Below are 21690 nucleotides of genomic sequence, written 5' to 3'. Positions count from 1 at the left end.
CAACTGTTTGACGCCGATTGTTTCAGGCGTATCGGCGTCGGGTGCGCAAACGAGTGGGTTTCGGCGGCGCCGTTTTCGGCGCGGCCATTGCTGTGCTGTGGTATCAGCAGGTTCCGGCCAGGCCGACTTCGAACGACCTGACGGCGGTGCGGCAGCTATTGCCCGAACACGTGCCGTTAGAGCGAACATTCGATGAGCAGGTCGCGTTCATCCTCCGCGTGCAGAATCGCGTGCTTGCAGCGTCGCCGGAGGAACGCGGCATTCCGCTCGGCCGCTCGCGGGAGATCGTGGACCTCTTGCGCGCCGGTCACGGTGCGTGCTTCGATCGCAGCCGCGCGATCGAGACGGCGCTGAAGGCCAACGGCTTCCGGACCCGCCATGCGTCCATGTACAGCACGGCGAAATCCGGATCCGCACTACGCTCGCTGCTGACCCCGGACACGACATCCCATGCGCTGACCGAAGTCGAGACCAGCCGCGGCTGGATGATCGTGGATTCGAAGACCCATTGGGCGGGGCTGACTGCCGATGGCAGGCCCGTCGATCTGGAAGCGGTCCGCGCCAATCCCAAGCTGCGGTGGAGCAGCGCAGTCAAAGATCCGCTGCCGGAGATTTACGGCGGTCCGCTCACCTGGGTTTACGGCCTCTACAGCCGCCACGGGCGCTTCTATCCTCCCTACGATCCGGTGCCTGACGTGAACTGGGGCGAACTTGCGCAGAATTTGAACATATAAAGATTTCCTTATATGTCGGTTTCATGGATGTGGAGCATGCCCGCTGGGAGGAGCTCACGGCGGCCGAGGACCGGGCGCTGGCGATGCTCGACGCGATTGAGCGCGAGGGGCTGATCGCTCCGGGCCGCAGCGAGATCGAGGTCAACCGCGCTATCGCCGAACTGGCCGAACGCGAATTCGGAATCACCCGCAACTGGCACAAGAGGATCGTGCGGGCGGGTGCGAACACAATCTGCGTCTTCAGCGACAATCCGGCCGACCGCGTCATCGAGGCCGACGACATCGTCTACCTCGACCTCGGTCCCGTGTTCGAGGATTGGGAGGCGGACGTCGGCCGCAGCTATGCGGTTGGCGACGATCCTGCGCGGCACGCCTTGGTTGCGGCGCTGCCAGAGGTTTTCGAGCAAGTGCGCGCCCATGCGCTGGCGGATCCGGATATTACCGGCGCAGCGCTTTACGACTTCGCGGTCTTGGCGTCGGAAGAGCGGGGCTACATCTTCGGGGGCTCCATTGCCGGCCATATCGTCGGCGAGTTTCCGCACGCGCATCTGCCGGATACGAAGGACAGCCAGCGCATTGCCCCAGCGAACGGCGGGCGATTGAGCGACTGCGACGGGCTTGGCCGCAAGCGGTTCTGGATCATCGAGGTCCATCTGCTGGCGCCGGACCGATCCTATGGCGGCTTTTATGAAAGGCTGCTGCGGCCCGTCTGATTGCCGGGCGCAAAAAGACTATGGGCGGCCCGGACACGATCCGAGCCGCCCACGTCTGGTCCAGCCGGAAAATGTCGAAAGCAACCGGACTAACTTATGTTAGGTCAAGATGACTTAACATCCGGTTACCTTTGATTTTCAATTCTTTCAGCCACTTCGCGCCGGTCTCGATTCAAGCCGGGAAGACGGTCAGCCAGTCCATTCTCATGCTTGCGATCGTCCAGCCTCGCCCGGGCCCTTCGTCCAGCCCGCGGACGAGGGGGGCGAGGCCTGCGTCCCTGTCATAGGCAAACTCGCGGTCAGCGTCGTCGTGATGAACGATCAGGCCGAACCTCGGTCCCGGACCGCTGGTGACCCATTCCAGCATGGCGAAGTCGCCGTCGGAATTACCGAAGGCGGCAATGGGCCGCCGTCCGGTATGAGCATTGATCGCGACCGGCTTGCCTTCCTTATCGTTGTAGAAATGGAGGCTTGCCTCGCGCATCAGTGCCGGTTCGCCGTCCTTCACGACGTAGCGCGTGACGTTGCTGCTCCCGATGACCTGCTCCGGAGGAACGCCGTAAAGCTCCTCGCTGAACGTGCGCATGAACTCGATGCCGCCGCCCGAGACGATGAAGATCTTGAACCCGTTCTCCCGAAGCAGTGCGAGGACGCCGAGCATGGGCTGGTAGACGAGTTCGGTGTGCTTCTTGCTGAGTCGCGGATGTTCCGCCTCCGCGATCCAGTCACGCACCAATGCCGCGAAGGCGTCGGTGGACATGCCGGCGTGAGTGGCCATCACCAGTTCGGTCAGGCCTTCCATGCCCGAACCCATGACCGTTGCCAGGCCGTTCTCGATGGCAGCCTTGAAGGGTTGCCGCTCCCGCCATTCAGGGTGCTCCGCGGCAAGCGCCTGAATCTGGTCGATGACGAAGCGGGCCTGAACCGGCACGGGCTGTTCGGCCCACAAGGTGCCGTCATTGTCGAACACGGCAATGCGCTCGCTCGGCCCTATGAAATCGGAACTCCCATCCGTGCTCACCCGGGCAACGAAGTCGATGATGGAGCGCTTCGCCGGACCGTCCGCCCAAGACGACAGCCGCGGATTGCCGGCCGCGGTCATGCAGTCAGATCCCATCGCCGGATCAGCCGGGCCGCAGTTCCAAATGGGCCGAGCTGGTAGATCGCGGCCGACGCAAGCCCATATTCGAAAGGCTCGAAGGGCTCGGCGACCATCCTGTCCAGATAGTCGGTGGGCGCGATCCCCGTGCTGACGTGCGGATTGAAGCGGGCGCCCGCCTGTTCCTCGGAAAAGGTCGACACGTAATTGATCAGCGCCGCATCGAAGGCCGGATTGCCATGACCCCCGGTAAAGGCCTCGATCGTGGCAGTCGGCACGGTGAAGGGCGCGGCTGCTGCAATGACCGCGGATTGGAGAGCCTCGAGCTCCGGCGTTAGCGGAGAGCAGATCCCGGCGACGCCCGCTCCCGGTCCTGGTGCATAATAAAAGCGATCGGCATCGAGCTGCAGATCACCCAGGTTTGCGTCGCGGACAACCTTACCCATTGCTTCGCCGATGGCATCGAGGTCCTCGCTGCCAACGAAGCATTGGAGCAAGGTAATATGCGGGCGGTGCTGCTCGTCGAGGGCGAAGCCGTCCGGGTACGCTTCGCGGAAGCGTGCGTTGTTACGCTCCGCCTGAGCCAGCATTCGCTCGTCCGGCTCCAGAAGCACATCTATCGCAATGACGGACTGTGGCATGCTCTATCTCCCGATTGCTTCCAATCGGTTGGTAGGTCACCGCAAAAGGGGCGCCTATCAGGTGAACGACCGATTTCCTACTCGGATTCCGGAGCATCCACGAAAATCCGTTTACAACTGTAATCGATTCGTTTACAGATGTAGACGAAATGCCGATCGACAAGAGAATCAGCGATGCCGAGCTCGACCTCATGGAGGTGCTTTGGGCCGACAGCGAGCCGCTCACGTCGGGGGAGGTGGCGGAGCGGTTGGAGTCGCGCGGCTGGTCGCTAGCGACGATCAAGACCATGCTTGGCCGCCTCGTCGCCAAGGGCGCGATCTCGCACCGCGAGGACGGGCGACGCTTTCTCTATTCTCCGGCAATCGAGCGCGAAGCCTATGTCGGAAGTGAGTCGCGGCGGTTCGTCGAACGGCTGTTCGGCGGTCGTCTATCGCCGCTGGTCGCACGCCTCGCCGAAGAAGATGCGCTTTCCGACGAAGACATTACCGCAATCGAGGCCCTGTTGAAGGAGCTGAAGTCGTGACGGACTGGCTGCTTGGTACTCTGTTCGCCACTTCCGGACTGGTCGTCCTGGTCCTGTTGATCCGTGAGCCGGTGCGGCGCGCATTCGGCGCCCGCGTCGCCTACGGCCTTTGGTTGATTCCCGCCGCTCGGTTGTTGATGCCGACACTGACGCAGACCGTCGAGCGTCCGGTCGGCGCCGCCGTGTCGCCGCAGATGTTCAGCTCCCAGAGCATGGCCGAGCCCTTGCTTCTGAGCAGCGTCACTCCGCCCGAGCAATCGCTGATCGAGCAGGCCGGCGGATGGCCGACAATCCTGATGGTACTGTGGCTGGGCGTCGCGGCCGGCTTGTTCGCGGCGCGCATCCTCGCCTTCCGCGCCCAGCGTGCGGCAATCCTCGAGAACGCGACAGAGATCGGGCGCGTCGGATCGATCCGCCTGGTGCAGACCCGCGAAGTCAGCGGTCCGTTGGCGTTCGGAATCTTCGACCGCGTGATCGCCGTGCCCGCCGATTTCGAGAGCGTCTTCGCGCCGCATGAGCGTCGCCTCGCGCTCGAGCATGAGCTGGCGCACCACCGTTCGGGCGACCTCATCGCCAATCTTTTCGCCTTCACCTTGCTCTGCCTGCAGTGGTTCAATCCGCTCGCGTGGTTCGCTCACGCGGCCTTCCGCTTCGACCAGGAAGCGGCCTGCGATGCGCGCGTGCTGGACAAGAACGAGGGCAGCAACCGCGCCGATTACGGACGCGCGATCGCCAAAGCCACGTCGGGGCGAGCGCTGCTGTTTGCCAGCGCGCTCGATAGTCGAACCACGCTCCACAGGAGATTGAAGTCCATGCTCAGCAACCCCACTGCCGGTCGCCGACTGACCGGCCGGGTGATGGTCCTCGCAACCATCGCCGTCGTCCTCCCGCTGACGGCGACGCAGGCGATCCAGTACGTCGATCCTCCGGCGCCTGCCGGCGACAGCGTTGCTCCCGTTGCCCCGGCTGCACCGGTCAATCCGACAACAACCGTGGCGCCTGTCGCGCAGGTCGCCGTTGTGAAACCCCTTGCAATCCATGAGCACGGTACGGTCATGATCAACGGACACGAGAAGGATTGGAAAGACCTGACGGCAGCCGAGAAGGCGGAGATCCGCCGTTCGCTCGACGAAGCGCGGGCGGAGATCGCGAAGGTCAACAGCGAAGAGATCCATCGCAACGTCCAGGAGGCGATGCAGGAGGCGCGACTCAACCAGGACGAGTTCCGCCGCGAAATGGCTGAGGCCCGCGCCGAGGTCGACCAGGCAATGCGCGAAATCGATGCGCACTCCGCCGAGCTTCGCCGCGCTGGACAGGACCCGGAGCAGGTCAAGGCGACGGTTCGCGCCTCACTGAAGGCGGTAGAAGCGATCGACGTCGAAAAGATCACGCGCGAGGCCATGGCTTCGGTCGATCCCAAGGTGATGGAATCGGCAATGCGCGCCGCCCAGGAAGGGCTGCGGAACGCCGAGGCCGAGCTCGACCGGCTCGATCGCGAACTCGACCGCGCCGACTGAGTTCATCTCTCCGCCTTTCTCGACAATAGCGGGCTCCGGTCGAACCGATTAAGGCGCCGACCGTTGCTGACGCATCGGTCGAGGGAAGTAGTGATATGAGAGTTTGGCGGCTGGCTGCGGCCCTATCGCTCGCGATTGTCGGCAACGGATGTGTCACCGCTCCGCCGCCACCTCTACCCGCTGATCATAACGGACCGCCCGCCGTTCCGCCGCCAGTGCCGCAAATCAGTGCCGAACGCATGTCGGAAATCACCCGCGTGCTGGCGTCCGACGAATTCCAGGGTCGCTCGATGGGTGGAGAGGGCGAGGCGAAAACGGTCGCCTACCTGATCGACCAGTTCAAGCAGGCCGGGCTCGAGCCTGGGGGCGAAAATGGCGGGTGGACGCAGACGGTGCCGATGATCCGCACCAAGCTGCAAGAGCCAATGACTTTCTCGGTCAGGCAAGGCGGCAAGACGCTCCCGCTCAAGTTCCCCGACGACATTTATCTCAGCACGGTTCGCGACACGGAGCAGGCAAAGATCGTAAACGCGCCGATGGTCTTCGTCGGCTACGGCGTGACCGCGCCCGAGCGAGGTTGGGACGACTTCAAGGGCGTCGATCTGCACGGCAAGGTCGCAGTGTTCCTGGTCAACGACCCGGACTTCGAAGCGGCGGCCGGCGATCCGGTGGCCGGCAAGTTCGGCGGCCAGGCGATGACGTTCTACGGACGCTGGGTCTACAAGTTCGAGGAAGCCGCGAGGCGCGGTGCCATCGCGGCGCTGATCGTCCACGATACGCCGGGCGCAGGCTACGGCTGGAACGTCGTCCAGAGCGCATCGGGCGAAAACTTCAACATCGTCCTGCCGCCCGAGGCGCAGCAGCCGGTCCTCCTGCAGGGCTGGATCCAGGGGTCCGTCGCCGCTGAAATGTTCAAGCGCGCCGGCTACGACCTCGCGGAGCTGCGGAAGAAGGCGCGGACTGCGGAGTTCCGCCCGGTCGACCTCAAGGCGACCTTCTCCGCCAGCGTTTCCGTCCAGCTGGAGCGGATCACCAGCCATAATGTGCTCGGAAAGCTGACGGGGTCGAAATATCCCAATGAGACCGTCAGCTATGGCGGGCATTGGGACGCTTACGGGATCGGTCCGGCCGACGCGCAGGGCCGGACGGTTCGTCCGGGCGCGGCCGACGATGCCCTTGGGCTCGCGGCGATGATCGAAATTGCGCGCAAGTTCGCCGCGGGGCCGCGACCGGAACGGACCTTGGTGTTCGCGGCATGGACGTCGGAAGAGCGCGGCCTGCTCGGGTCGGAATATTACGCTCAGCACCCGCTCTATCCGCACGAGACGATGGTCGCGAACCTCACTCTCGACACGTTGCAGTTCGCGGGCCCGGTCAAGGACGTCGTCCTGATCGGCAAGGGGCAAAGCGAGATGGAGCAACTGCTCGCGGAGGGCGCGCAGGCCCAGGGGCGGTACGTCACGCCGGAAGGACATCCGGAGCGCGGACTCTTCTATCGCGCCGATCACTTCACGCTGGCGAAGCGGGGCGTCCCGGTGCTGCTGAACATGGCGCTGGCGGGAGCTTACGACCTCCAGGCCGGCGGGCGCGAGGCCGGCGAGCGCTGGCTCTCCGAGTTCACTGGCAAGTGTTACCACCAGACCTGCGACGCCTGGTCCGCCGATTGGAACCTCGGCGGCGCGGTGCAGGAAACAGAGCTGTTCTACGACATCGGCGAGCGGCTTGCGAACAGCCGGCGCTGGCCGCAGTGGCTGCCGTCGTCGGAATTCGCGAAGGTGCGGGAACAGAGCGCGTCGGCTCGCAAGTAAAATGGCGCGCCCGGTAGGATTCGAACCTACGACCTCAAGCTTAGAAGGCTCGCGCTCTATCCAACTGAGCTACGGGCGCCCGCCGATCCCGTCCTAGCGGGATTGCGGCCGATGAAAAACCACTAGTGCGAATGCGCGGGTCGGCTTAGCTGTCGTTCGATCAAGGCCAGCAACGGGGACGGGGATGCTCAAGAAAATTCTGTTTGGCGCGGTCGCGATGGCTGCCTTGCTTCCCGCCCAGTCTCACGCCCAGGATCAAGAACAGTCGAGCGAGCTGGTGCTTTATCCCAAGGGCCATTTCAAAGGAGGCGGCTACGCCATTGCAGGCGCGTCGCAGTCCATGCGCGTCTTCACCGTCAAGAGCGTGAAGATCCCCGAAGGCCAGGCGTGGGAGCTGTGCAGCGGGAATACGTTCACCGGCTGCAAGGAGTTCAGCCAATCGGACGAGGCGATGGTCTTCAACGTCCGCTCCGTGCGGCCAGTGGCGCCCAAGATCACGACCGTCGGCGCCACCGTCGGCGCCGTGGTGACCGGTCCCAACCCGTCACTGCGCGGAATGGCCAGCGAATATTTCGTCGCTCCCGACGACCGTGGCGCCCGAATCGAGGTACCTGAGGGTACCGGCGAAGCCATGTCGAAGCGCGCCGAGACTTTCTGCCGCTCGCGCGGATGGCGGACGCAGGTCTATGCGCGCCTGCAGACGTTGGAAGGTCGCAGCTTCCTTGCCGACGTCCTTTGTTCGGACAACCGCTAGCGGGTTGATGCTATTGATTAACTTGCCGGCTTAGCTAGGAAGTCGAGCCTCAGGGACCGCGTTCCCTTTGCAATCATTCAATTTTAGGGAGCCTCCCATGTTCATCCTTTTCGCGTCCGTTTTGGCCGCCTCCGCTTCGACGCCGGCGCAAGAGCCGGCAGCCCAGGCAAAGCCGCGCAAGAAGTGCGAATATGTCAGCGAAGTCGGCAGCAATCGCCCGCGCCGTGTTTGCCAGGTCATTGCGCCCAAGGCGCCGGAAACTCCGGTCGAAGCCGACGCCAAGCAGAAGGCGGCCGAGGATCAGAGCGGTCACCAAGCTGGCGCGGAAGAATAATCCGTTTCGGTCTAAATAACCTATGTTATCTGCGGATTTCGCCGTTTCGCTCTAAGACCGGGCATTGCGAGCCGCGCCAGAGCGACGTGTTGCGGCTCGACTGTAAGCGTATCGAGAAGCGGTCGGGCCCCGAGCGGCTGGCCGCTTCTTTCGTTTGTGGCTTGAGTCCGCCCCGCGACGGGCTTGCTGACAATCGCGAGCGCTCCTAAGCCGCCGCCCATGCACCAGTTCGAGCTCACCGAGGACCAGCTCCAGATCCAGGAGATGGCGAGAAAGTTCACTGCGGACGCGATTACGCCGTTCGCGGCGGAATGGGACGAGAAGCATATCTTTCCGCGCGACACGATCCGCGAGGCTGCGGAGCTTGGCTTTGGCGCCATTTACGTCAGCGAGGAAAGCGGGGGCATCGGTCTCGGCCGCCTCGACGCGGCGCTGATCATGGAAGCGATGGCTTACGGCTGTCCCTCGACCAGCGCCTTCATTTCGATTCACAACATGGCGTCGTGGATGATCGACCGCTTCGGCAGCGACGAGGTGAAGCACAAATATCTGCCGGCGATGATCGCGATGGAGAAGATCGGCAGCTATTGCCTGACCGAGCCTTCGTCCGGTTCCGACGCGGCGGCGCTCAAGACCAAGGCGGTGCTCGACGGGGATCATTACGTCGTCAGCGGCTCCAAGGCTTTCATATCCGGCGGCGGGGAGAACGAGGTCTACGTAACCATGGTCCGGACCGGCGAGGACGGACCGAAGGGAATCACCTGCCTGGTCATCGACAAGGACATGCCCGGCGTCAGCTTCGGTGCGCAGGAAAAGAAGCTCGGCTGGCATTCGCAGCCGACCGCGCAAGTCAACTTCGACGAAGTCCGCGTGCCCGCAGCCAACCGCGTCGGCGGCGAGGGCGAGGGCTTCCGGATCGCGATGATGGGCCTCGACGGCGGCCGCCTGAACATCGGCGCTTGCTCGCTCGGCGGTGCCCAGCGCTGCCTCGATGAGGCAGTTGCCTACACCAAGGAGCGCAAGCAATTCGGTCAGGCGATCGCCGACTTCCAGGCGACCCAGTTCACGCTCGCCGACATGGAGACGGAGCTGCAGGCGGCGCGCTATTTGCTCTACGTCGCGGCCGCCAAGGTCACCGCGAACGCGCCCGACAAGACGCGGTTCGCGGCGATGGCCAAGCGTCTCGCCACAGACACGGGATCGTCCGTGGTCGACCGCGCTTTGCAGCTGCACGGCGGCTACGGCTACCTCATGGACTATCCGATCGAGCGCTTCTGGCGCGACCTCCGCGTTCACTCGATCCTTGAGGGCACCAACCAGGTCATGCGCGTGATCGTCAGCCGGGACATGCTGCGCCAGTGACCGATGATGTCCTGACATCGGTCGAGCGCAATGTCGGCCGGATCCGCCTCAACCGCCCCAAGGCCATTCACGCGCTGACGCGCGAGATGTGCGAAGCGATGAGCAAGGCGCTGCTCGCATGGCGCAACGATCCATCGGTGCAGATGGTCGTTATCGACCATGCCGAGGGCCGTGGCTTCTGCGCCGGGGGCGACGTGGTGATGCTGGCGCGCAGCGGGGCCGGCGACGCAGAGGACGCCCGCAGCTTCTTCTTCAGCGAATACCGGCTCAACCACCTGCTTTTCACTTACCCGAAGCCGACCGTCGCGATCATGGACGGCATCACCATGGGTGGCGGAGTAGGCATCTCGCTGCCCTGCGAATATCGCATCGCGACAGAGGCGACACGCCTAGCAATGCCGGAGACCGGGATCGGCCTGTTCCCGGACGTCGGCGGCGGCTGGTACCTCTCGCGCCTGCCCGGACGGGTGGGCCAATTCATGGCTCTGACCGGTGCCCGCCTTGACGCAAGCGAATGCGTCTATCTCGGCCTCGCGACCAATTACGTCGAGCAGTCCAAGCTGGTGGAATTGCACGACCGCATCCTCAAGGCGCCGAGCCGGTTGAAAGGGACATTGGGATCGGTTTCCTCGACACCGCCCGACGCGAAGATCGAGGCGAACCTGGCCGCGATCACGCGACTGTTCGCGTCTGACCTGCTCGAAGAGGTGCTTGCCGCGCTCGAGGCCGACGAAAGCGAGTGGGCGACGACGGAGCTGGCGACCTTGCAGTCGAAGAGCCCGCTGTCGTGCAAGGTTTCGCTGAAACTGCTGGCGGATGGCGCGAACCGCTCCAGCTTCGCTGATGAGATGCGCGCGGAATATGCGCTGGCGGGCCGGATTGTCCGCACGCACGACTTCCGCGAGGGCGTTCGCGCGCTCTTGATCGACAAGGACAATAGCCCGCAGTGGGACCCTCCGACGCCCGAAGGTGTCGACGAGGAAATGCTCGACGTCCTCTTCGAGCCACTGCCGACCCACGAACAATGGACCCCGTTCCCGGAGACCGGAGAATGACCGACTACAATAGTGTCCTCGTCGAGAAGAGGGGCGCAGTGACGCTCGTCACCTTGAACCGCCCGCAGGCGCTCAATGCTCTGAACAGCGAAGTCCTCCGCGAGCTGATCGAGGTGTTCGCGGCTTATGACGCGGACGATAGCCAGCACTGCCTGGTCCTGACTGGTTCGGAGAAAGCGTTCGCGGCGGGCGCGGACATCAAGGAGATGCAGAGCCAGGGCTTCGCCGAAATGTATTCGGCGAACTTCTTCGGAGGCTGGGAGCAGGTGACCTCGACCCGCAAGCCGTGGATTGCGGCGGTCGCTGGCTATGCGCTCGGCGGCGGCTCCGAAGTGGCGATGATGGCCGACTTCATCATCGCTGCCGACACGGCCAAATTTGGTCAGCCGGAGATCAAGCTCGGCGTCACGCCGGGCATGGGCGGCTCGCAGCGGCTCGCGCTCGCGGTCGGCAAGGCCAAGGCGATGGAGATGTGCCTCACCGGTCGCATGATGGACGCCGCCGAGGCCGAGCGTTCGGGTCTCGTCGCCAAGGTCGTTCCTGCCGAGGGTTTCCTCGATGAGGTGATGAAGACCGCGGAGGCCATTGCCGGAATGGCTCCGCTGGCAGCGATCGCGAACAAGGAAATGATCAACGCAGCGTTCGAAATGCCGCTGAACCAGGGCATCCGTTTCGAGCGCCGCCTGTTCCATGGGCTGTTCGGCACCGAAGACCAGAAGGAAGGCATGACCGCCTTCGTCGAGAAGCGGCCGGGTAACTGGAAGGGCCGATGATAGGTTTGTTTCGTCATTGCGAGGAGCGCAGCGACGAAGCAATCCATGTTGGCGCGAGGCTGGATTGCTTCGCTCCGCTCGCAATGACGGGAATAGAGTAATGGCGAAGATCGCATTTATCGGCCTCGGCCACATGGGCGGAGGAATGGCGCCCAACCTCGCCAAGGCGGGGCACGAGATCCACGCGTTCGACCTCAGCGAGGAAGCGCTCGCCCGCGCGGTGGAGCAGGGATGCAAGCGTGCTGGCTCGACTGCCGAAGCGGTCAGCGATGCGGACGTTGTCGTCACCATGCTCCCGGCAGCGCAGCACGTGCTTGGCGTCTATCGCGATCAGGTGTTCGGCAAGGCACCGAAATCAGCGCTGCTGATCGACTGCTCCACCATCGACGTCGCCTCGGCTCGCACCGTTGAGGAAGAAGCGTCAGCGCAGGGCTATACGATGGTCGATGCGCCGGTGTCGGGAGGGATTGCGGCTGCCGCTTCGGGCAATCTCGCCTTCATGGTGGGCGGATCCGACGAGGCGTTCGAGCGCGCGAAGCCCTTCATCGAGCCGATGGCCAAAGCGGTCATCCACGCCGGCGGAGCGGGCGCGGGGCAAGCGGCGAAGATCTGCAACAACATGATTCTCGGTGCGACGATGATCGTCACCTGCGAGGCGTTCGCGATGGCGCAGAAGCTGGGGCTCGACCCGGCGGTGTTCCACGAAATCGCGTCGAAAGCGTCAGGCCAGAGTTGGTCCATGTCGGTTTATACCCCGATCCCCGGCGTCGGGCCGGACACCCCCGCCGACCACGATTACGACGGCGGCTTTGCGGCGGCGTTGATGCTCAAGGATCTCAAGCTGGCGATGGACGCGGCGCAGACCGCCGGCGCCTACACGCCGCTAGGCTCCGAGGCGGAACAACTGTACCAACGGTTCGTCAATCTGGGTGGCGGGTCGAAGGATTTCTCGGGCATCATCAAGATGCTCGACGACAGCTGGAAGGCTCCCGAAAACACATAGGAGATTTCATGCGCATTGCCGTGTTGACTGCCCTTGCAAGCGTTTCGCTGGCCGCGTGCGGCCAGGAGGCCGCGCCGACCAACACTGTCGCCGCGAGTGAGACCAATGCCGCGGAAGCGACACCGACCGTCGCGACTCCGGCCGCCGCGCCCGCGACCAAGGAAGAGGCGCTCAAGGTCATGCATGAGCGCCACGAGGGCATGGAGGACATCGGCAAGGCGACCAAGACGATCAAGCGCTCGCTGGACTCCTCGGCTCCCGACGTCGCGGAAATCCAGAAGTCGGCGGCGACCATCGCGGCGCTGGCAGCGAAGTCGTCGACCTGGTTCCCGCAGGGGACCGGCCCGGATGTCCGCAAGACCGGCGCCAAGCCCGAGATCTGGCAGACCTATCCCGACTTCGCCGCCAAGGATGCTGACTTCGCAAAGGCTGCGCAGGCCTTCGATGCGGCGGCGAAGACGGGCGACCTGAACCAGATCAAGTCGGCGTTCGGCGACCTCGGCAAGAGCTGCAAGGCCTGCCACGACAAGTATCGCTCGGAGATGCACCGCTGAACGGGGAGCGGCCGGCCAAGGTCGCCATCTGGGACCTCCCGACGCGCCTTTTCCATTGGACCCTCGCTGGGCTGATCGCCTTCAGCTGGTGGTCTGCGGAATATCATCACGACGACCTCCACGTCTGGTCGGGGATGGCGGTGCTTAGCCTCGTACTCTTCCGGATCCTGTGGGGAATCTTCGGGAGTTCCACCGCGCGCTTCGTCAACTTCGTGCGGGGGCCGAGAGCGGTGTTTGGTTATCTGCAGGGCGCGTGGCGCGGGATCGGGCACAATCCGCTGGGCGCCGTCAGCGTCGTCGCGCTGCTGGGGCTGGTCCTGCTGCAGGTCGCGCTCGGCCTGTTCGCGAGCGACGAGGATGGATTGATGCAGGGACCGCTCGCCAACCTTGTCAGCATGAGCGCATCCGACACCGCGAAAGAGCTCCACGAGGGACTGTTCAACGTGCTGCTGGCCTTCATCGGCCTGCACGTTGCGGCGATCGCGTTCTACAAATGGCGTGGCAAGCCCCTGCTCGGGGCCATGATCATCGGCAAGGGCGAAACGGAACCTGGGGTCGAGCCGATGCGTCCCGGCAAGTGGTGGGCCGCGCTCCTCTGCCTCGTCGCCGCCATCGCCATCACCCGCTGGATCATCGCCGGGGCGCCTCCCTTCAGCTGATCGGCCGAGGAAGTCGGACCGGAATTCGAAAGGCCATTCTTATGACGACCGTGGTCCTGCTCGTGATCTCCAACATCTTCATGACCCTGGCCTGGTACGGTCATCTGAAGTTCCCGCAGATGACGATCGTCGCTGCTGTCTTCGTGGGCTGGGGCATCGCCCTGATCGAATATTCCTTCGCCGTCCCAGCGAACCGTATCGGCTATGCCAGCGGAATGACGGGCGGACAGCTCAAGATCACGCAGGAAGTCATCACGCTCGCCGTCTTCGCAGTCTTTGCCGTGGTCGTACTGAAGGAGCCGATCGGCTGGCGATATGTCGGCGCCTTCGCCTGCCTGATGGGCGCGGCGGCCTTCATGTTCGCGGGGCGGCCATAGTCTTCGGCTTGAACCTGGGTTCAATCGAAGCCACATGGCGCCCATGCTGATCCACACCGAGCAGACGCCGAACCCCGCAACGCGCAAGTTTCTTCCGGGCCAGACCGTCATGGACGCCGGGACGCGCGACTTCGCCGAGGCCGAAGCTGCCGAGGCTTCGCCCCTGGCGTCCGCCTTGTTTGCCAGCGGGCTGGTCGAAGGTGTGTTCTTCGGCCGCGACTTCATTTCGGTGACGGCTGCCCCCGGCGTGTCCTGGGGCGATCTCGAGCCGCTGGTGCTCGAGACTTTGCTCGACCATTTCGTCAGCGGCGCGCCGCTGTTTGTCCAGGGAACGGCGGCCGAAATCCAGATCGACGATCTACCTGGCATCGAGGAAGATCCAGCGGACGCCGACATCATCGACCAGATCAAGGAGCTGATCGAGACGCGAGTTCGCCCGGCGGTCGCTCAGGATGGCGGCGATATCGTCTATCGCGGCTACAAGGATGGGCGGTTGTACCTGGCGATGCAGGGCGCCTGCTCGGGTTGCCCGTCGTCCGCGATCACGCTGAAGCGCGGCATCGAAAGCCTCGTCCGCCACTACGTTCCCGAAGTGGAGTCCGTCGAGGCGGTCTGATCCGTTTTCGATTCTGGACTTGCCGCCCGCGGACTCTTGTGAACACAATCTCCCCAACGCGAGTTGAGGACGATAGGTGATCCTGGCCATCGACACATCGACTGCAGCATGCAGCGCCGCGCTGTTCGACAGTGACGGGCGGTGCATTGCGCAGCGCGATGAAGTGATCGGCCGCGGCCATAGCGAACGGCTGGTGCCGATGCTCGATGAGATGCTGGAGGGCCGCCGCGCCGACCGCATCCTCGTTGGTGTGGGACCGGGGAGCTTCACCGGTATCCGCGTCGGTATTGCCGCTGCCCAAGGCCTGGCGATCGCGTGGAATTGCGAGCTTGCCGGCATGTCTTCGCTGGCGCTGATTGCCGCCGGCGTCGAGGGAGCGGATCACATCGGCGTGGCCGTCGACGGCGGCCACGGCGAGCTATTCGTGCAGCAGTTCGACGGTGCGACCCTCAAACCGGAGGCGCAGCTCTTCAATCTCCCACCGGAGGAGGCTTCGGCCGTAATCAACGCCGAGGCAGTCGCTGGTACGGCCGCCGCAAAGCTCGTGAACCCTCGCGGCCATGGGCGCGCGCTCGAAGCCTGGCCTTCGGCAAGCTTTGCGCTGCGACTTCCGGAGAGCCTGCGCTCGCTCGCGCCGAAACCCCTCTATGCCCGCGCGCCCGATGCCCGGCCGAAGGTCGCCGCATGAACGCGACCGCGACATCCGGCTTCGACCTTTCGCTGACTCAAGGCAATTCCGCCGACCTCGATTCCGTCGTCGAAATCATGGATTCGGCCTTCGACGATCGCTTCGGCGAAGCTTGGACCAGGTCGCAATGCGCCGGGATCCTGCCGATGCCGGGCGTGAAGCTGATGGTCGCGCGCTTCGCTGGCCGGCCCTCAGGCTTTTCGCTTCACCGAACCATCGCCGACGAAGCCGAGCTGCTTTTACTGGCGGTTTCGCCTGAACATCGCCGCCGCGGTATTGGCCGAATGCTTCTGGGCGACTTCCTCGACAATTCGCGGAAGCTTGGGGTGGGCCGCGTTCATCTTGAGGTTCGCGAAGGCAATCCGGCAGTCATCATGTACCGATCCGCAGGCTTCGCGCTCGTTGGTCGCCGCCGCAAATATTACCGAGGGCGTTTTGGGGGCGAATTCGATGCCCTGACGCTTAGCCGCGAGTTGTAAATCAATTAACCCAAAGCAATAGCGGCTGATTATTGTTACCCCGTGAAAGATACCGTAGTGCCCGTTTGGGCCCACCGGAGTAAAACCGGCGCGGACTGCTTGCTCGGGGAGACAGCGTAAAATGAACGGGAACGAAAGTGCCGATGATACCCTGTTGACATTGACTGCGGACATTGTTGCCGCGCACGTCAGCAACAACAGCGTGGCCGTAAACGACCTGCCTCATCTTATTCAAAACGTCCATTCCGCACTATTGGGTATTTCTTCGGTTGCTGCTGCGCCAGAAGCGCGGCCTGAGCCGAAGGTCTCCGTGCGATCTTCAATAAAGCCCGATTATATCGTTTGCCTGGAAGACGGCAAAAAGCAGAAGATGCTGAAGCGGCATCTGATGACCAATCACGGAATGACGCCCGACGAATACAGGCAGAAGTGGGGACTGGCCGCCGATTATCCGATGGTCGCGCCCAATTACGCCGAACAGCGCCGGACGCTTGCCAAGTCGATCGGACTTGGGACGAAGCGTCGCAAGCCGCGGGGAGGCAAGGGCGCCAAGTAAGCTCCCCACCCGTCATACTGAACGCAATTCAGCATCCATGAGCACCGTCGTCGGGAACTTGATGGACGCGGTGTTCATGGATCCTGACTTTCGTCAGGACGACGCAGGCCTTTGACGCTGCGTTCCGCGCACCTTACCTAAGCGATCATGCATCGAACGATCGACATCGAGGCCCTGTGTGCCGACAAGGGCCTTCGAATCACCGAGCAGCGCCGGGTCATCGCGAAGGTGCTGGGCGAGAGCGAGGATCATCCCGACGTGGAGACGCTTCACGAGCGCGCTTCCGCCGTCGATCCCAATATCTCGATCGCGACCGTCTATCGGACCGTGCGGCTGTTCGAGGAGGCCGGAATCCTGTCCCGGCACGAGTTTGGCGACGGCCGCTCGCGGTATGAGGCCGCTTCGGATGCCCACCACGACCACCTGATCGACGTCGAGACGGGCAACGTCATCGAGTTCGTCGATGAGGAGCTCGAGATGTTGCAGAAGCGGATCGCCGAGAAGCTGGGCTTCCGGCTCGTCGATCACCGCATGGAGCTTTACGGCGTCGCCCTCGACCGCAACCGCTAAAGCCGGGTCCAACAGCTCGCAGCTCCGCGCAGCGCTGCGGAGCCTGCTCCTGCTCCTGCTTTTCGCCCTGATTGCGCCGATCCACGTGCTGACCAAGCTGTTGACCGGACGGTCCGGCTGGCCGCGACGATTCCTATCTGCGGCAGCCTGGGCAGTCGGGGTTCGCCCGAAGGTGGTCGGCGGGCCGCTCAATCGGCACACATTGCTGATCAGCAATCACGTCAGCTGGCTCGACATCCTGATTCTTGGCGGGGCCACCGGGACCGCGTTCGTATCGAAGGACAATCTTGGCCACGGCGTGATCCATTGGCTCGCCGACCAGAATCACACGCTTTACGTTCGCCGCGAGGACCGGAAGGGATCGATGAAGCAGGCCGAGGCGATCGCCCGCGCCGCCGAACGCGAGCAGCCGATCGTCCTGTTCCCGGAAGGGACCACTGGCCCCGGCGATCACCTGCTTCCGTTTCGATCCTCGCTGCTGGAAGCCGCGGCTTATGCTCGGGGGGACGTGGAAGTGCGGCCGCTGGCGCTCGACTATGGCGCCGCCGCAACCGAGGTCGGCTGGCACGGCGAGAGCGGCAAGGACAATGTCCTGCGGATTCTCGGCCGCAAGGGTACGCTTCCGGTGACCGTGCATTTGCTTCCGAAGCTCGATCGGACTAGCGACCGCAAGGCGCTGGCCCATGCGGCACGCGAGGCGATTGCGGAAACGCTCGCTTCAAGTCGCGGCGCCGCTCCCTTATACCCGGCACAAAGATGACCTCCGCTCCAAAAACCTTTCGCGTCAAATCCTTCGGCTGCCAGATGAACGTCTACGACGGCGAGCGCATGGCCGAGCTGCTGGGCGCCAATGGCATGAGCGCGGCAGGCGAGGGCGAGGATGCCGACCTGGTCGTTCTCAACACGTGCCACATCCGGGAGAAGGCCGCCGAGAAGGCTTACTCGGATGTCGGGCGCCTGCGCCGGGAGGACGGATCGAAGCCGCTGATCGCCTTGGCGGGTTGCGTCGCGCAGGCCGAGGGCGCGGAAGCGCAGAAGCGCTCACCAATGATCGACGTCATCGTGGGTCCGCAGGCTTATCATCGGTTGCCGGAAATGGTGGCGCAGGCGGTCCGCGGCGGGCGGCCGGTCGACACCGACATGCCGGCAATCTCCAAGTTTGATGCCTTCCCGAAGCGCAAGCGTGCGAACCCCAGCTCCTTTCTCACGATCCAGGAAGGCTGCGACAAGTTCTGCACCTATTGCGTCGTGCCCTACACCCGCGGCGCCGAGGTATCCCGGCCGTGGGGCGATATCGTTGCCGAGGCGTATGAGCTGGTAGAGACCGGAGCGCGCGAGGTCGTGCTGCTGGGTCAGAATGTGAATGCATGGTCGGAAGACGGACGCGGCTTCGCCGACCTGATCCGCGAGTTGGCTCAGATCGATGGCCTGGAGCGCATCCGCTACACGACCAGCCATCCCGCGGACATGACCGACGCCTTGATCGCGGCCCATGCCGAAGTCGGGAAGCTGATGCCCTACCTGCATCTGCCGGTGCAGTCGGGAAGCAACCGCATCCTCAAGGCGATGAACCGCAGCCATACGGTTGAAACATATCTGGCTACGCTGGCGAAGATGCGCGAAGCCCGCCCTGACATCGCCTTGTCCGGTGACTTCATTGTCGGGTTCCCGGGTGAGACCGAAGAAGATTTCACGGCGACGCTGAATCTCGTTGACGAGGTCGGCTACGCATCGGCTTATTCGTTCAAGTACAGCCCGCGGCCGGGAACTCCCGCCGCAACCATGGAGGACCAGATCGCGCCCGAGGTGATGGACGAGCGGCTTCAGCGGCTCCACGAACGGATCAACACTCACCAAACCGCGTTCAACCGGGCGACAGTGGGTAAGGAAACCGAGGTCCTCATCGAACGGAAAGGCAGATATCCGGGCCAGATGATCGGGCGGACGCCATGGCTTCAGTCCGTTCACGTCGAGACGGACGCGGTTCCAGGCGACATCGTTTCGGTCAGTCTGGTATCGGCCGGTCCGAACAGTCTTGCCGGCGTGATCCCGGCCAAGGCGGCCGCCTGATGGCCAAGCGCGACCTCGCCCCCGCAAACGATCCCGCCCGCCTGGAGCTGGAGTTCGAGCAGCCGTACCTGCTCGGCCCGCTGTTCGGCGATTACGACCGGCACCTGATCACCATCGAGCAGAGGCTGGGCGTGCACATCGCGGCGCGCGGCAATCGCGTGCAGATCGAAGGCGACCCGGACTCGGCGGCGCGAGCCCGTGAAGTGCTGATCGGCCTCTACAACCGACTCGACCAAGGGCATGACGTCGATGCGGAAGCGGTCGAGGCCGTTCTCGGCATGGCCGTGCAGCCGAACCTCGACGGTATCATCAACGAGCAAGTGGCATCGCCTCCAGGGGTGATGATCCGCACGCGCAAGAAGACGATCGTCCCGCGCTCGACGACACAGACGGCTTACATGGAGGCGCTGTCACGCGACGACATGATCTTCGCGCTCGGGCCTGCGGGCACCGGCAAGACCTATCTTGCCGTCGCGCAGGCGGTGTCGCAGCTGATCACCGGCTCGGTCGATCGCCTGATCCTGTCGCGACCTGCGGTCGAGGCCGGCGAGCGGCTCGGCTTCCTTCCGGGCGACATGAAGGAGAAGGTCGACCCCTATCTCCGCCCGCTTTACGATGCGCTTTACGATATGCTTCCGACCGAGCAGGTCGAGCGTCGTATCGCCTCCGGTGAAATCGAAATCGCGCCGATCGCTTTCATGCGCGGCCGTACGCTCAACGACGCCTTCATCATCCTTGACGAAGCGCAGAACACCACGCCGCAGCAGATGAAGATGTTCCTGACCCGCTTCGGCATGCGCAGCCGCATGGTCATCTGCGGCGACCCCAACCAGACCGACCTTCCGAACGGCGTGAAGTCCGGTCTCAACGATGCTGTCGGTAAGCTCGAAGGCATTAAGGGCATCGACACGATCCGCTTCTCGGCCGCCGACGTCGTCCGCCATCCGCTGGTCGGGCGCATCGTCGACGCCTATGAGGGGCCCGGGGCTCAACAATGATGCTCGAGATCGACGTCGAATCCGATGACGAATGGGACAGTAGCACCGACTGGTCCCTGCTCGTCCGTCGCGCCGCTGAATCCGCCGTTGCGGAGAGCGCTTTCCCGCAGCTCGCGAGGGGCTCCCGCGCCGTGGAATTGTCGGTTCGGCTGACCGGCGACGAGGAAGTCCGGGCACTCAATTCCGAATGGCGCGGCAAGGACAAGCCGACCAACGTCTTGTCGTTCCCGATGTCCGAAGCCGAAGAGCTCGCAAGCGCGGACGGCGATGGGCCGGAACTGATGCTCGGTGACATCGTCCTCGCTCGCGGCGTTTGCGAGCGGGAAGCGGCCGAGAAGGCGGTCCCGGTCGAGACCCATGCGACCCACCTGCTGGTGCATGGAACGCTTCACCTGCTTGGCTACGACCACATGGCCGACGACGAGGCCGCCGACATGGAGAGCCGCGAAGTTCGCGCGTTGGCGAGGCTCGGCATTTCGGACCCTTACGCGGTGAGGGACTGATGGCCACGCGTCACGACGAAGGCGGATCCCGCCTGTGGCGCGGCATGCGCTCCTTGCTTTTCGGCGAGGATAGCGAGCAGACCCTTCGCGACGAGATCGAGGAAGCGATCGACGACGCCGAGGATTCGCGCCCGGTCGCCGGCGACCTTAGCCCGACCGAGCGGCAGATGCTCCGCAACCTGCTGCACTTCGGTGAGCGCAATGCCGGCGATATCTGCGTCACCCGTGGCGAGATGATTGCAGTGCCTTCGACCCTGTCGTTCGAGGACCTCGTCAGCGCGTTCGCCGACGCCGAGCACAGCCGCCTTCCGGTCTATGGCGATGGTCTCGACGAGGTCATCGGCATGATTCACATCAAGGATGTGTTCAAGGCGCTGGTCGATCCCGGCCGCGGCCGAACCATCCAGGAATTGCTCCGCACGCCATTGTTCGTCCCGGAATCGATGGGGGTTTTGGATCTGCTCGCGCGGATGCGCACCGAGCGCGTCCACCTCGCCATCGTCGTCGATGAATTCGGCGGCACCGAAGGTCTCGTCACCATCGAGGACGTGGTCGAGGAGATTGTCGGGGACATCGAGGACGAGCACGACATCGAGGAAGCGGGAATGCTGACCCTGCTCGACGACGGCGTGTGGGAAGCCGACGCCCGCATCGAGCTCGAGGAGCTGGCGAAGACGGTCGATGCACGACTGGTCTGGGAAGAGGACGAAGTCGACACGCTAGGCGGGTTGGTCTTCCTGCTGGCCGGCCACATCCCCGCGCGCGGCGAGTGCGTGGAGCATCCGTCAGGATGGAAGCTCGAAGCGGTCGATTCCGACCCTCGCAAGATCCTCCGCGTCCGGCTTCATGCGCCGGACGTCGGCGCTCAGGACGGCTAGCTCTTCGCGAACAGCTTGGCCGGGTCGGCCATCGCCTTGAATTCGAGTGCGTTGCCGGCGGGATCGAGCAGGAACATGGTCGCCTGCTCTCCCGGCTCCCCTTCAAAGCGGACGGTTGGCTCCATCACGAACCGGGTGCCTGCCGTCCGGAGGCGCTCCGCCAGTGCCTTCCAGTCCTCCATGTCCAGCACCAGCCCGAAATGCGGAACCGGCACGTCGTCGCCGTCGACGGGATTGGTGGCTCGCAACCGAACGGCATCGGGTGCGAGGTGGGCAACGATCTGATGCCCGCGCAGGTCGAAGTCGACCCAATGATCCGCGCTGCGCCCTTCCGGGCAGCCGAGAAGGTCACCGTAAAACCGCCGCGCGGCGGCGAGGTCGTCGACAGGGAATGCGATGTGAAACGGAGGCAAGGACATGGCACC

General features: G+C 64.0%; 27 protein-coding genes and 1 tRNA gene. 24 read left to right on the top strand and 4 right to left on the bottom strand.

What is annotated here, in order from left to right; translation table 11 throughout:
* Positions 1-41 precede the first annotated feature (41 nt).
* Both ABD928_RS06750 and ABD928_RS06745 read left to right on the top strand, forming a co-directional pair.
* Complete coding sequence (locus ABD928_RS06750) at positions 42-734, top strand: transglutaminase domain-containing protein (RefSeq protein WP_345167321.1); 693 nt, start codon at positions 42-44, stop codon at positions 732-734.
* Between the two features lie 23 nt (positions 735-757).
* The gene (locus ABD928_RS06745; RefSeq protein WP_345167318.1) at positions 758-1447 is read left to right on the top strand and encodes a M24 family metallopeptidase; all 690 of its coding nucleotides are present in this window, start codon (positions 758-760) and stop codon (positions 1445-1447) included.
* Positions 1448-1619: 172 nt separating this feature from the next.
* On the opposite strand, the gene ABD928_RS06740 is transcribed toward ABD928_RS06745, so the two are convergent.
* Together ABD928_RS06740 and ABD928_RS06735 are read right to left on the bottom strand one after the other, a co-directional pair.
* Positions 1620-2549, bottom strand: coding sequence for an HAD family hydrolase (locus tag ABD928_RS06740; RefSeq protein ID WP_345167315.1), 930 nt, complete (start codon positions 2547-2549; stop codon positions 1620-1622).
* The gene (locus ABD928_RS06735; RefSeq protein ID WP_187713714.1) at positions 2546-3187 is read right to left on the bottom strand and encodes a 2'-5' RNA ligase family protein; all 642 of its coding nucleotides are present in this window, start codon (positions 3185-3187) and stop codon (positions 2546-2548) included. The genes ABD928_RS06740 and ABD928_RS06735 overlap by 4 nt, the downstream gene beginning before the upstream one ends.
* A gap of 155 nt (positions 3188-3342) precedes the next feature.
* Here ABD928_RS06735 and ABD928_RS06730 point away from each other — a divergent pair, with 155 nt between their 5' ends.
* The 3 genes from ABD928_RS06730 (at position 3343) to ABD928_RS06720 (ending at position 7036) form a co-directional block, all read left to right on the top strand.
* A complete protein-coding gene (locus tag ABD928_RS06730) occupies positions 3343-3711 on the top strand; it encodes a BlaI/MecI/CopY family transcriptional regulator (protein WP_345170163.1) in 369 nt (122 codons plus the stop codon).
* The gene (locus tag ABD928_RS06725) at positions 3708-5228 is read left to right on the top strand and encodes a M56 family metallopeptidase (RefSeq protein WP_187713715.1); all 1521 of its coding nucleotides are present in this window, start codon (positions 3708-3710) and stop codon (positions 5226-5228) included. Before ABD928_RS06730 ends, ABD928_RS06725 begins: the two co-directional genes overlap by 4 nt.
* A 95-nt stretch (positions 5229-5323) precedes the next feature.
* Positions 5324-7036: a M28 family metallopeptidase gene (locus ABD928_RS06720; RefSeq protein ID WP_187713716.1), complete on the top strand. Its 1713-nt coding sequence runs from the start codon at positions 5324-5326 to the stop codon at positions 7034-7036.
* A gap of 2 nt (positions 7037-7038) precedes the next feature.
* On the opposite strand, the gene ABD928_RS06715 is transcribed toward ABD928_RS06720, so the two are convergent.
* A tRNA-Arg gene (locus ABD928_RS06715) sits at positions 7039-7115 on the bottom strand.
* A gap of 105 nt (positions 7116-7220) precedes the next feature.
* Between ABD928_RS06715 and ABD928_RS06710 the strand changes: the two genes are divergently transcribed.
* The 19 genes from ABD928_RS06710 to ABD928_RS06620 all read left to right on the top strand — a co-directional run bounded on the left by ABD928_RS06710 (position 7221) and on the right by ABD928_RS06620 (position 21265).
* On the top strand, positions 7221-7790 hold the full coding sequence (locus tag ABD928_RS06710) for a hypothetical protein (RefSeq protein WP_345167310.1): 570 nt from the start codon (positions 7221-7223) through the stop codon (positions 7788-7790).
* A gap of 97 nt (positions 7791-7887) precedes the next feature.
* Positions 7888-8124 carry a hypothetical protein gene (locus tag ABD928_RS06705; protein WP_187713718.1) on the top strand — a complete coding sequence of 79 codons (237 nt, stop codon included), beginning with the start codon at positions 7888-7890 and terminating at the stop codon, positions 8122-8124.
* Positions 8125-8343: 219 nt separating this feature from the next.
* Entirely contained in the window at positions 8344-9486 is a 1143-nt protein-coding gene (locus ABD928_RS06700) for an acyl-CoA dehydrogenase family protein (protein WP_345167305.1), read from the top strand.
* A complete protein-coding gene (locus tag ABD928_RS06695) occupies positions 9483-10541 on the top strand; it encodes an enoyl-CoA hydratase/isomerase family protein (protein ID WP_345167302.1) in 1059 nt (352 codons plus the stop codon). Before ABD928_RS06700 ends, ABD928_RS06695 begins: the two co-directional genes overlap by 4 nt.
* Positions 10538-11314: an enoyl-CoA hydratase-related protein gene (locus tag ABD928_RS06690; protein WP_187713719.1), complete on the top strand. Its 777-nt coding sequence runs from the start codon at positions 10538-10540 to the stop codon at positions 11312-11314. Before ABD928_RS06695 ends, ABD928_RS06690 begins: the two co-directional genes overlap by 4 nt.
* Before the next feature lie 100 nt (positions 11315-11414).
* Positions 11415-12317 carry a 3-hydroxyisobutyrate dehydrogenase gene (gene mmsB / locus ABD928_RS06685; RefSeq protein ID WP_345167298.1) on the top strand — a complete coding sequence of 301 codons (903 nt, stop codon included), beginning with the start codon at positions 11415-11417 and terminating at the stop codon, positions 12315-12317.
* 8 nt (positions 12318-12325) lie between these two features.
* The gene (locus tag ABD928_RS06680; RefSeq protein ID WP_187713720.1) at positions 12326-12871 is read left to right on the top strand and encodes a c-type cytochrome; all 546 of its coding nucleotides are present in this window, start codon (positions 12326-12328) and stop codon (positions 12869-12871) included.
* A complete protein-coding gene (locus ABD928_RS06675) occupies positions 12868-13530 on the top strand; it encodes a cytochrome b/b6 domain-containing protein (protein WP_345170161.1) in 663 nt (220 codons plus the stop codon). Before ABD928_RS06680 ends, ABD928_RS06675 begins: the two co-directional genes overlap by 4 nt.
* Positions 13531-13571: 41 nt before the next feature.
* Positions 13572-13907 carry a DMT family protein gene (locus tag ABD928_RS06670; RefSeq protein WP_187713722.1) on the top strand — a complete coding sequence of 112 codons (336 nt, stop codon included), beginning with the start codon at positions 13572-13574 and terminating at the stop codon, positions 13905-13907.
* Between the two features lie 43 nt (positions 13908-13950).
* Positions 13951-14523, top strand: coding sequence for a NifU family protein (locus tag ABD928_RS06665; protein WP_187713723.1), 573 nt, complete (start codon positions 13951-13953; stop codon positions 14521-14523).
* A gap of 76 nt (positions 14524-14599) precedes the next feature.
* On the top strand, positions 14600-15211 hold the full coding sequence (tsaB, locus tag ABD928_RS06660) for a tRNA (adenosine(37)-N6)-threonylcarbamoyltransferase complex dimerization subunit type 1 TsaB (RefSeq protein WP_223276096.1): 612 nt from the start codon (positions 14600-14602) through the stop codon (positions 15209-15211).
* Positions 15208-15690, top strand: coding sequence for a GNAT family N-acetyltransferase (locus ABD928_RS06655; RefSeq protein ID WP_187713724.1), 483 nt, complete (start codon positions 15208-15210; stop codon positions 15688-15690). Before tsaB ends, ABD928_RS06655 begins: the two co-directional genes overlap by 4 nt.
* A gap of 121 nt (positions 15691-15811) precedes the next feature.
* Complete coding sequence (locus tag ABD928_RS06650) at positions 15812-16246, top strand: Ros/MucR family transcriptional regulator (protein WP_345167291.1); 435 nt, start codon at positions 15812-15814, stop codon at positions 16244-16246.
* A gap of 147 nt (positions 16247-16393) precedes the next feature.
* Positions 16394-16816, top strand: a complete 423-nt coding sequence (locus ABD928_RS06645; protein WP_187713725.1) for a Fur family transcriptional regulator — start codon at positions 16394-16396, stop codon at positions 16814-16816.
* Between the two features lie 85 nt (positions 16817-16901).
* A complete protein-coding gene (locus tag ABD928_RS06640) occupies positions 16902-17576 on the top strand; it encodes a lysophospholipid acyltransferase family protein (RefSeq protein WP_345167288.1) in 675 nt (224 codons plus the stop codon).
* Positions 17573-18886, top strand: coding sequence for a tRNA (N6-isopentenyl adenosine(37)-C2)-methylthiotransferase MiaB (gene miaB / locus ABD928_RS06635; protein ID WP_187713727.1), 1314 nt, complete (start codon positions 17573-17575; stop codon positions 18884-18886). The genes ABD928_RS06640 and miaB overlap by 4 nt, the downstream gene beginning before the upstream one ends.
* The gene (locus ABD928_RS06630; protein ID WP_345167284.1) at positions 18886-19884 is read left to right on the top strand and encodes a PhoH family protein; all 999 of its coding nucleotides are present in this window, start codon (positions 18886-18888) and stop codon (positions 19882-19884) included. The genes miaB and ABD928_RS06630 overlap by 1 nt, the downstream gene beginning before the upstream one ends.
* Positions 19884-20387 (top strand): rRNA maturation RNase YbeY, encoded by a 504-nt coding sequence (gene ybeY, locus ABD928_RS06625; RefSeq protein WP_223276662.1) that lies wholly within the window; start codon positions 19884-19886, stop codon positions 20385-20387. Before ABD928_RS06630 ends, ybeY begins: the two co-directional genes overlap by 1 nt.
* The gene (locus tag ABD928_RS06620; protein ID WP_345167281.1) at positions 20387-21265 is read left to right on the top strand and encodes a hemolysin family protein; all 879 of its coding nucleotides are present in this window, start codon (positions 20387-20389) and stop codon (positions 21263-21265) included. The genes ybeY and ABD928_RS06620 overlap by 1 nt, the downstream gene beginning before the upstream one ends.
* Here ABD928_RS06620 and ABD928_RS06615 read toward each other — a convergent pair.
* Complete coding sequence (locus ABD928_RS06615) at positions 21262-21684, bottom strand: VOC family protein (protein WP_187713728.1); 423 nt, start codon at positions 21682-21684, stop codon at positions 21262-21264. The genes ABD928_RS06620 and ABD928_RS06615 overlap by 4 nt on opposite strands.
* Between the last annotated feature and the right edge of the window lie 6 nt (positions 21685-21690).

The sequence above is a fragment of the Sphingomonas daechungensis genome, assembly GCF_039543105.1.
Taxonomy (GTDB): Bacteria; Pseudomonadota; Alphaproteobacteria; order Sphingomonadales; family Sphingomonadaceae; genus Sphingomicrobium; species Sphingomicrobium daechungense.
This window is presented reverse-complemented; position numbering and strand designations above follow the sequence as displayed.

What these genes read in the sequence shown, in the direction of transcription:
- ABD928_RS06645 (WP_187713725.1), top strand. Translation starts at nt 16,394, where the DNA reads ATGCATCGAACGATCGACATCGAGGCCCTGTGTGCCGACAAGGGCCTT.
- ABD928_RS06690 (WP_187713719.1), top strand. Translation starts at nt 10,538, where the DNA reads ATGACCGACTACAATAGTGTCCTCGTCGAGAAGAGGGGCGCAGTGACG.
- ABD928_RS06665 (WP_187713723.1), top strand. Translation starts at nt 13,951, where the DNA reads ATGCTGATCCACACCGAGCAGACGCCGAACCCCGCAACGCGCAAGTTT.
- ABD928_RS06740 (WP_345167315.1), bottom strand. Translation starts at nt 2,549, where the DNA reads ATGACCGCGGCCGGCAATCCGCGGCTGTCGTCTTGGGCGGACGGTCCG.
- ABD928_RS06720 (WP_187713716.1), top strand. Translation starts at nt 5,324, where the DNA reads ATGAGAGTTTGGCGGCTGGCTGCGGCCCTATCGCTCGCGATTGTCGGC.
- miaB (WP_187713727.1), top strand. Translation starts at nt 17,573, where the DNA reads ATGACCTCCGCTCCAAAAACCTTTCGCGTCAAATCCTTCGGCTGCCAG.
- ABD928_RS06620 (WP_345167281.1), top strand. Translation starts at nt 20,387, where the DNA reads ATGGCCACGCGTCACGACGAAGGCGGATCCCGCCTGTGGCGCGGCATG.
- ABD928_RS06630 (WP_345167284.1), top strand. Translation starts at nt 18,886, where the DNA reads ATGGCCAAGCGCGACCTCGCCCCCGCAAACGATCCCGCCCGCCTGGAG.
- mmsB (WP_345167298.1), top strand. Translation starts at nt 11,415, where the DNA reads ATGGCGAAGATCGCATTTATCGGCCTCGGCCACATGGGCGGAGGAATG.
- ABD928_RS06745 (WP_345167318.1), top strand. Translation starts at nt 758, where the DNA reads ATGGATGTGGAGCATGCCCGCTGGGAGGAGCTCACGGCGGCCGAGGAC.
- ABD928_RS06650 (WP_345167291.1), top strand. Translation starts at nt 15,812, where the DNA reads ATGAACGGGAACGAAAGTGCCGATGATACCCTGTTGACATTGACTGCG.
- ybeY (WP_223276662.1), top strand. Translation starts at nt 19,884, where the DNA reads ATGCTCGAGATCGACGTCGAATCCGATGACGAATGGGACAGTAGCACC.
- ABD928_RS06680 (WP_187713720.1), top strand. Translation starts at nt 12,326, where the DNA reads ATGCGCATTGCCGTGTTGACTGCCCTTGCAAGCGTTTCGCTGGCCGCG.
- ABD928_RS06735 (WP_187713714.1), bottom strand. Translation starts at nt 3,187, where the DNA reads ATGCCACAGTCCGTCATTGCGATAGATGTGCTTCTGGAGCCGGACGAG.
- ABD928_RS06705 (WP_187713718.1), top strand. Translation starts at nt 7,888, where the DNA reads ATGTTCATCCTTTTCGCGTCCGTTTTGGCCGCCTCCGCTTCGACGCCG.
- ABD928_RS06655 (WP_187713724.1), top strand. Translation starts at nt 15,208, where the DNA reads ATGAACGCGACCGCGACATCCGGCTTCGACCTTTCGCTGACTCAAGGC.
- ABD928_RS06710 (WP_345167310.1), top strand. Translation starts at nt 7,221, where the DNA reads ATGCTCAAGAAAATTCTGTTTGGCGCGGTCGCGATGGCTGCCTTGCTT.
- ABD928_RS06700 (WP_345167305.1), top strand. Translation starts at nt 8,344, where the DNA reads ATGCACCAGTTCGAGCTCACCGAGGACCAGCTCCAGATCCAGGAGATG.
- ABD928_RS06670 (WP_187713722.1), top strand. Translation starts at nt 13,572, where the DNA reads ATGACGACCGTGGTCCTGCTCGTGATCTCCAACATCTTCATGACCCTG.
- ABD928_RS06615 (WP_187713728.1), bottom strand. Translation starts at nt 21,684, where the DNA reads ATGTCCTTGCCTCCGTTTCACATCGCATTCCCTGTCGACGACCTCGCC.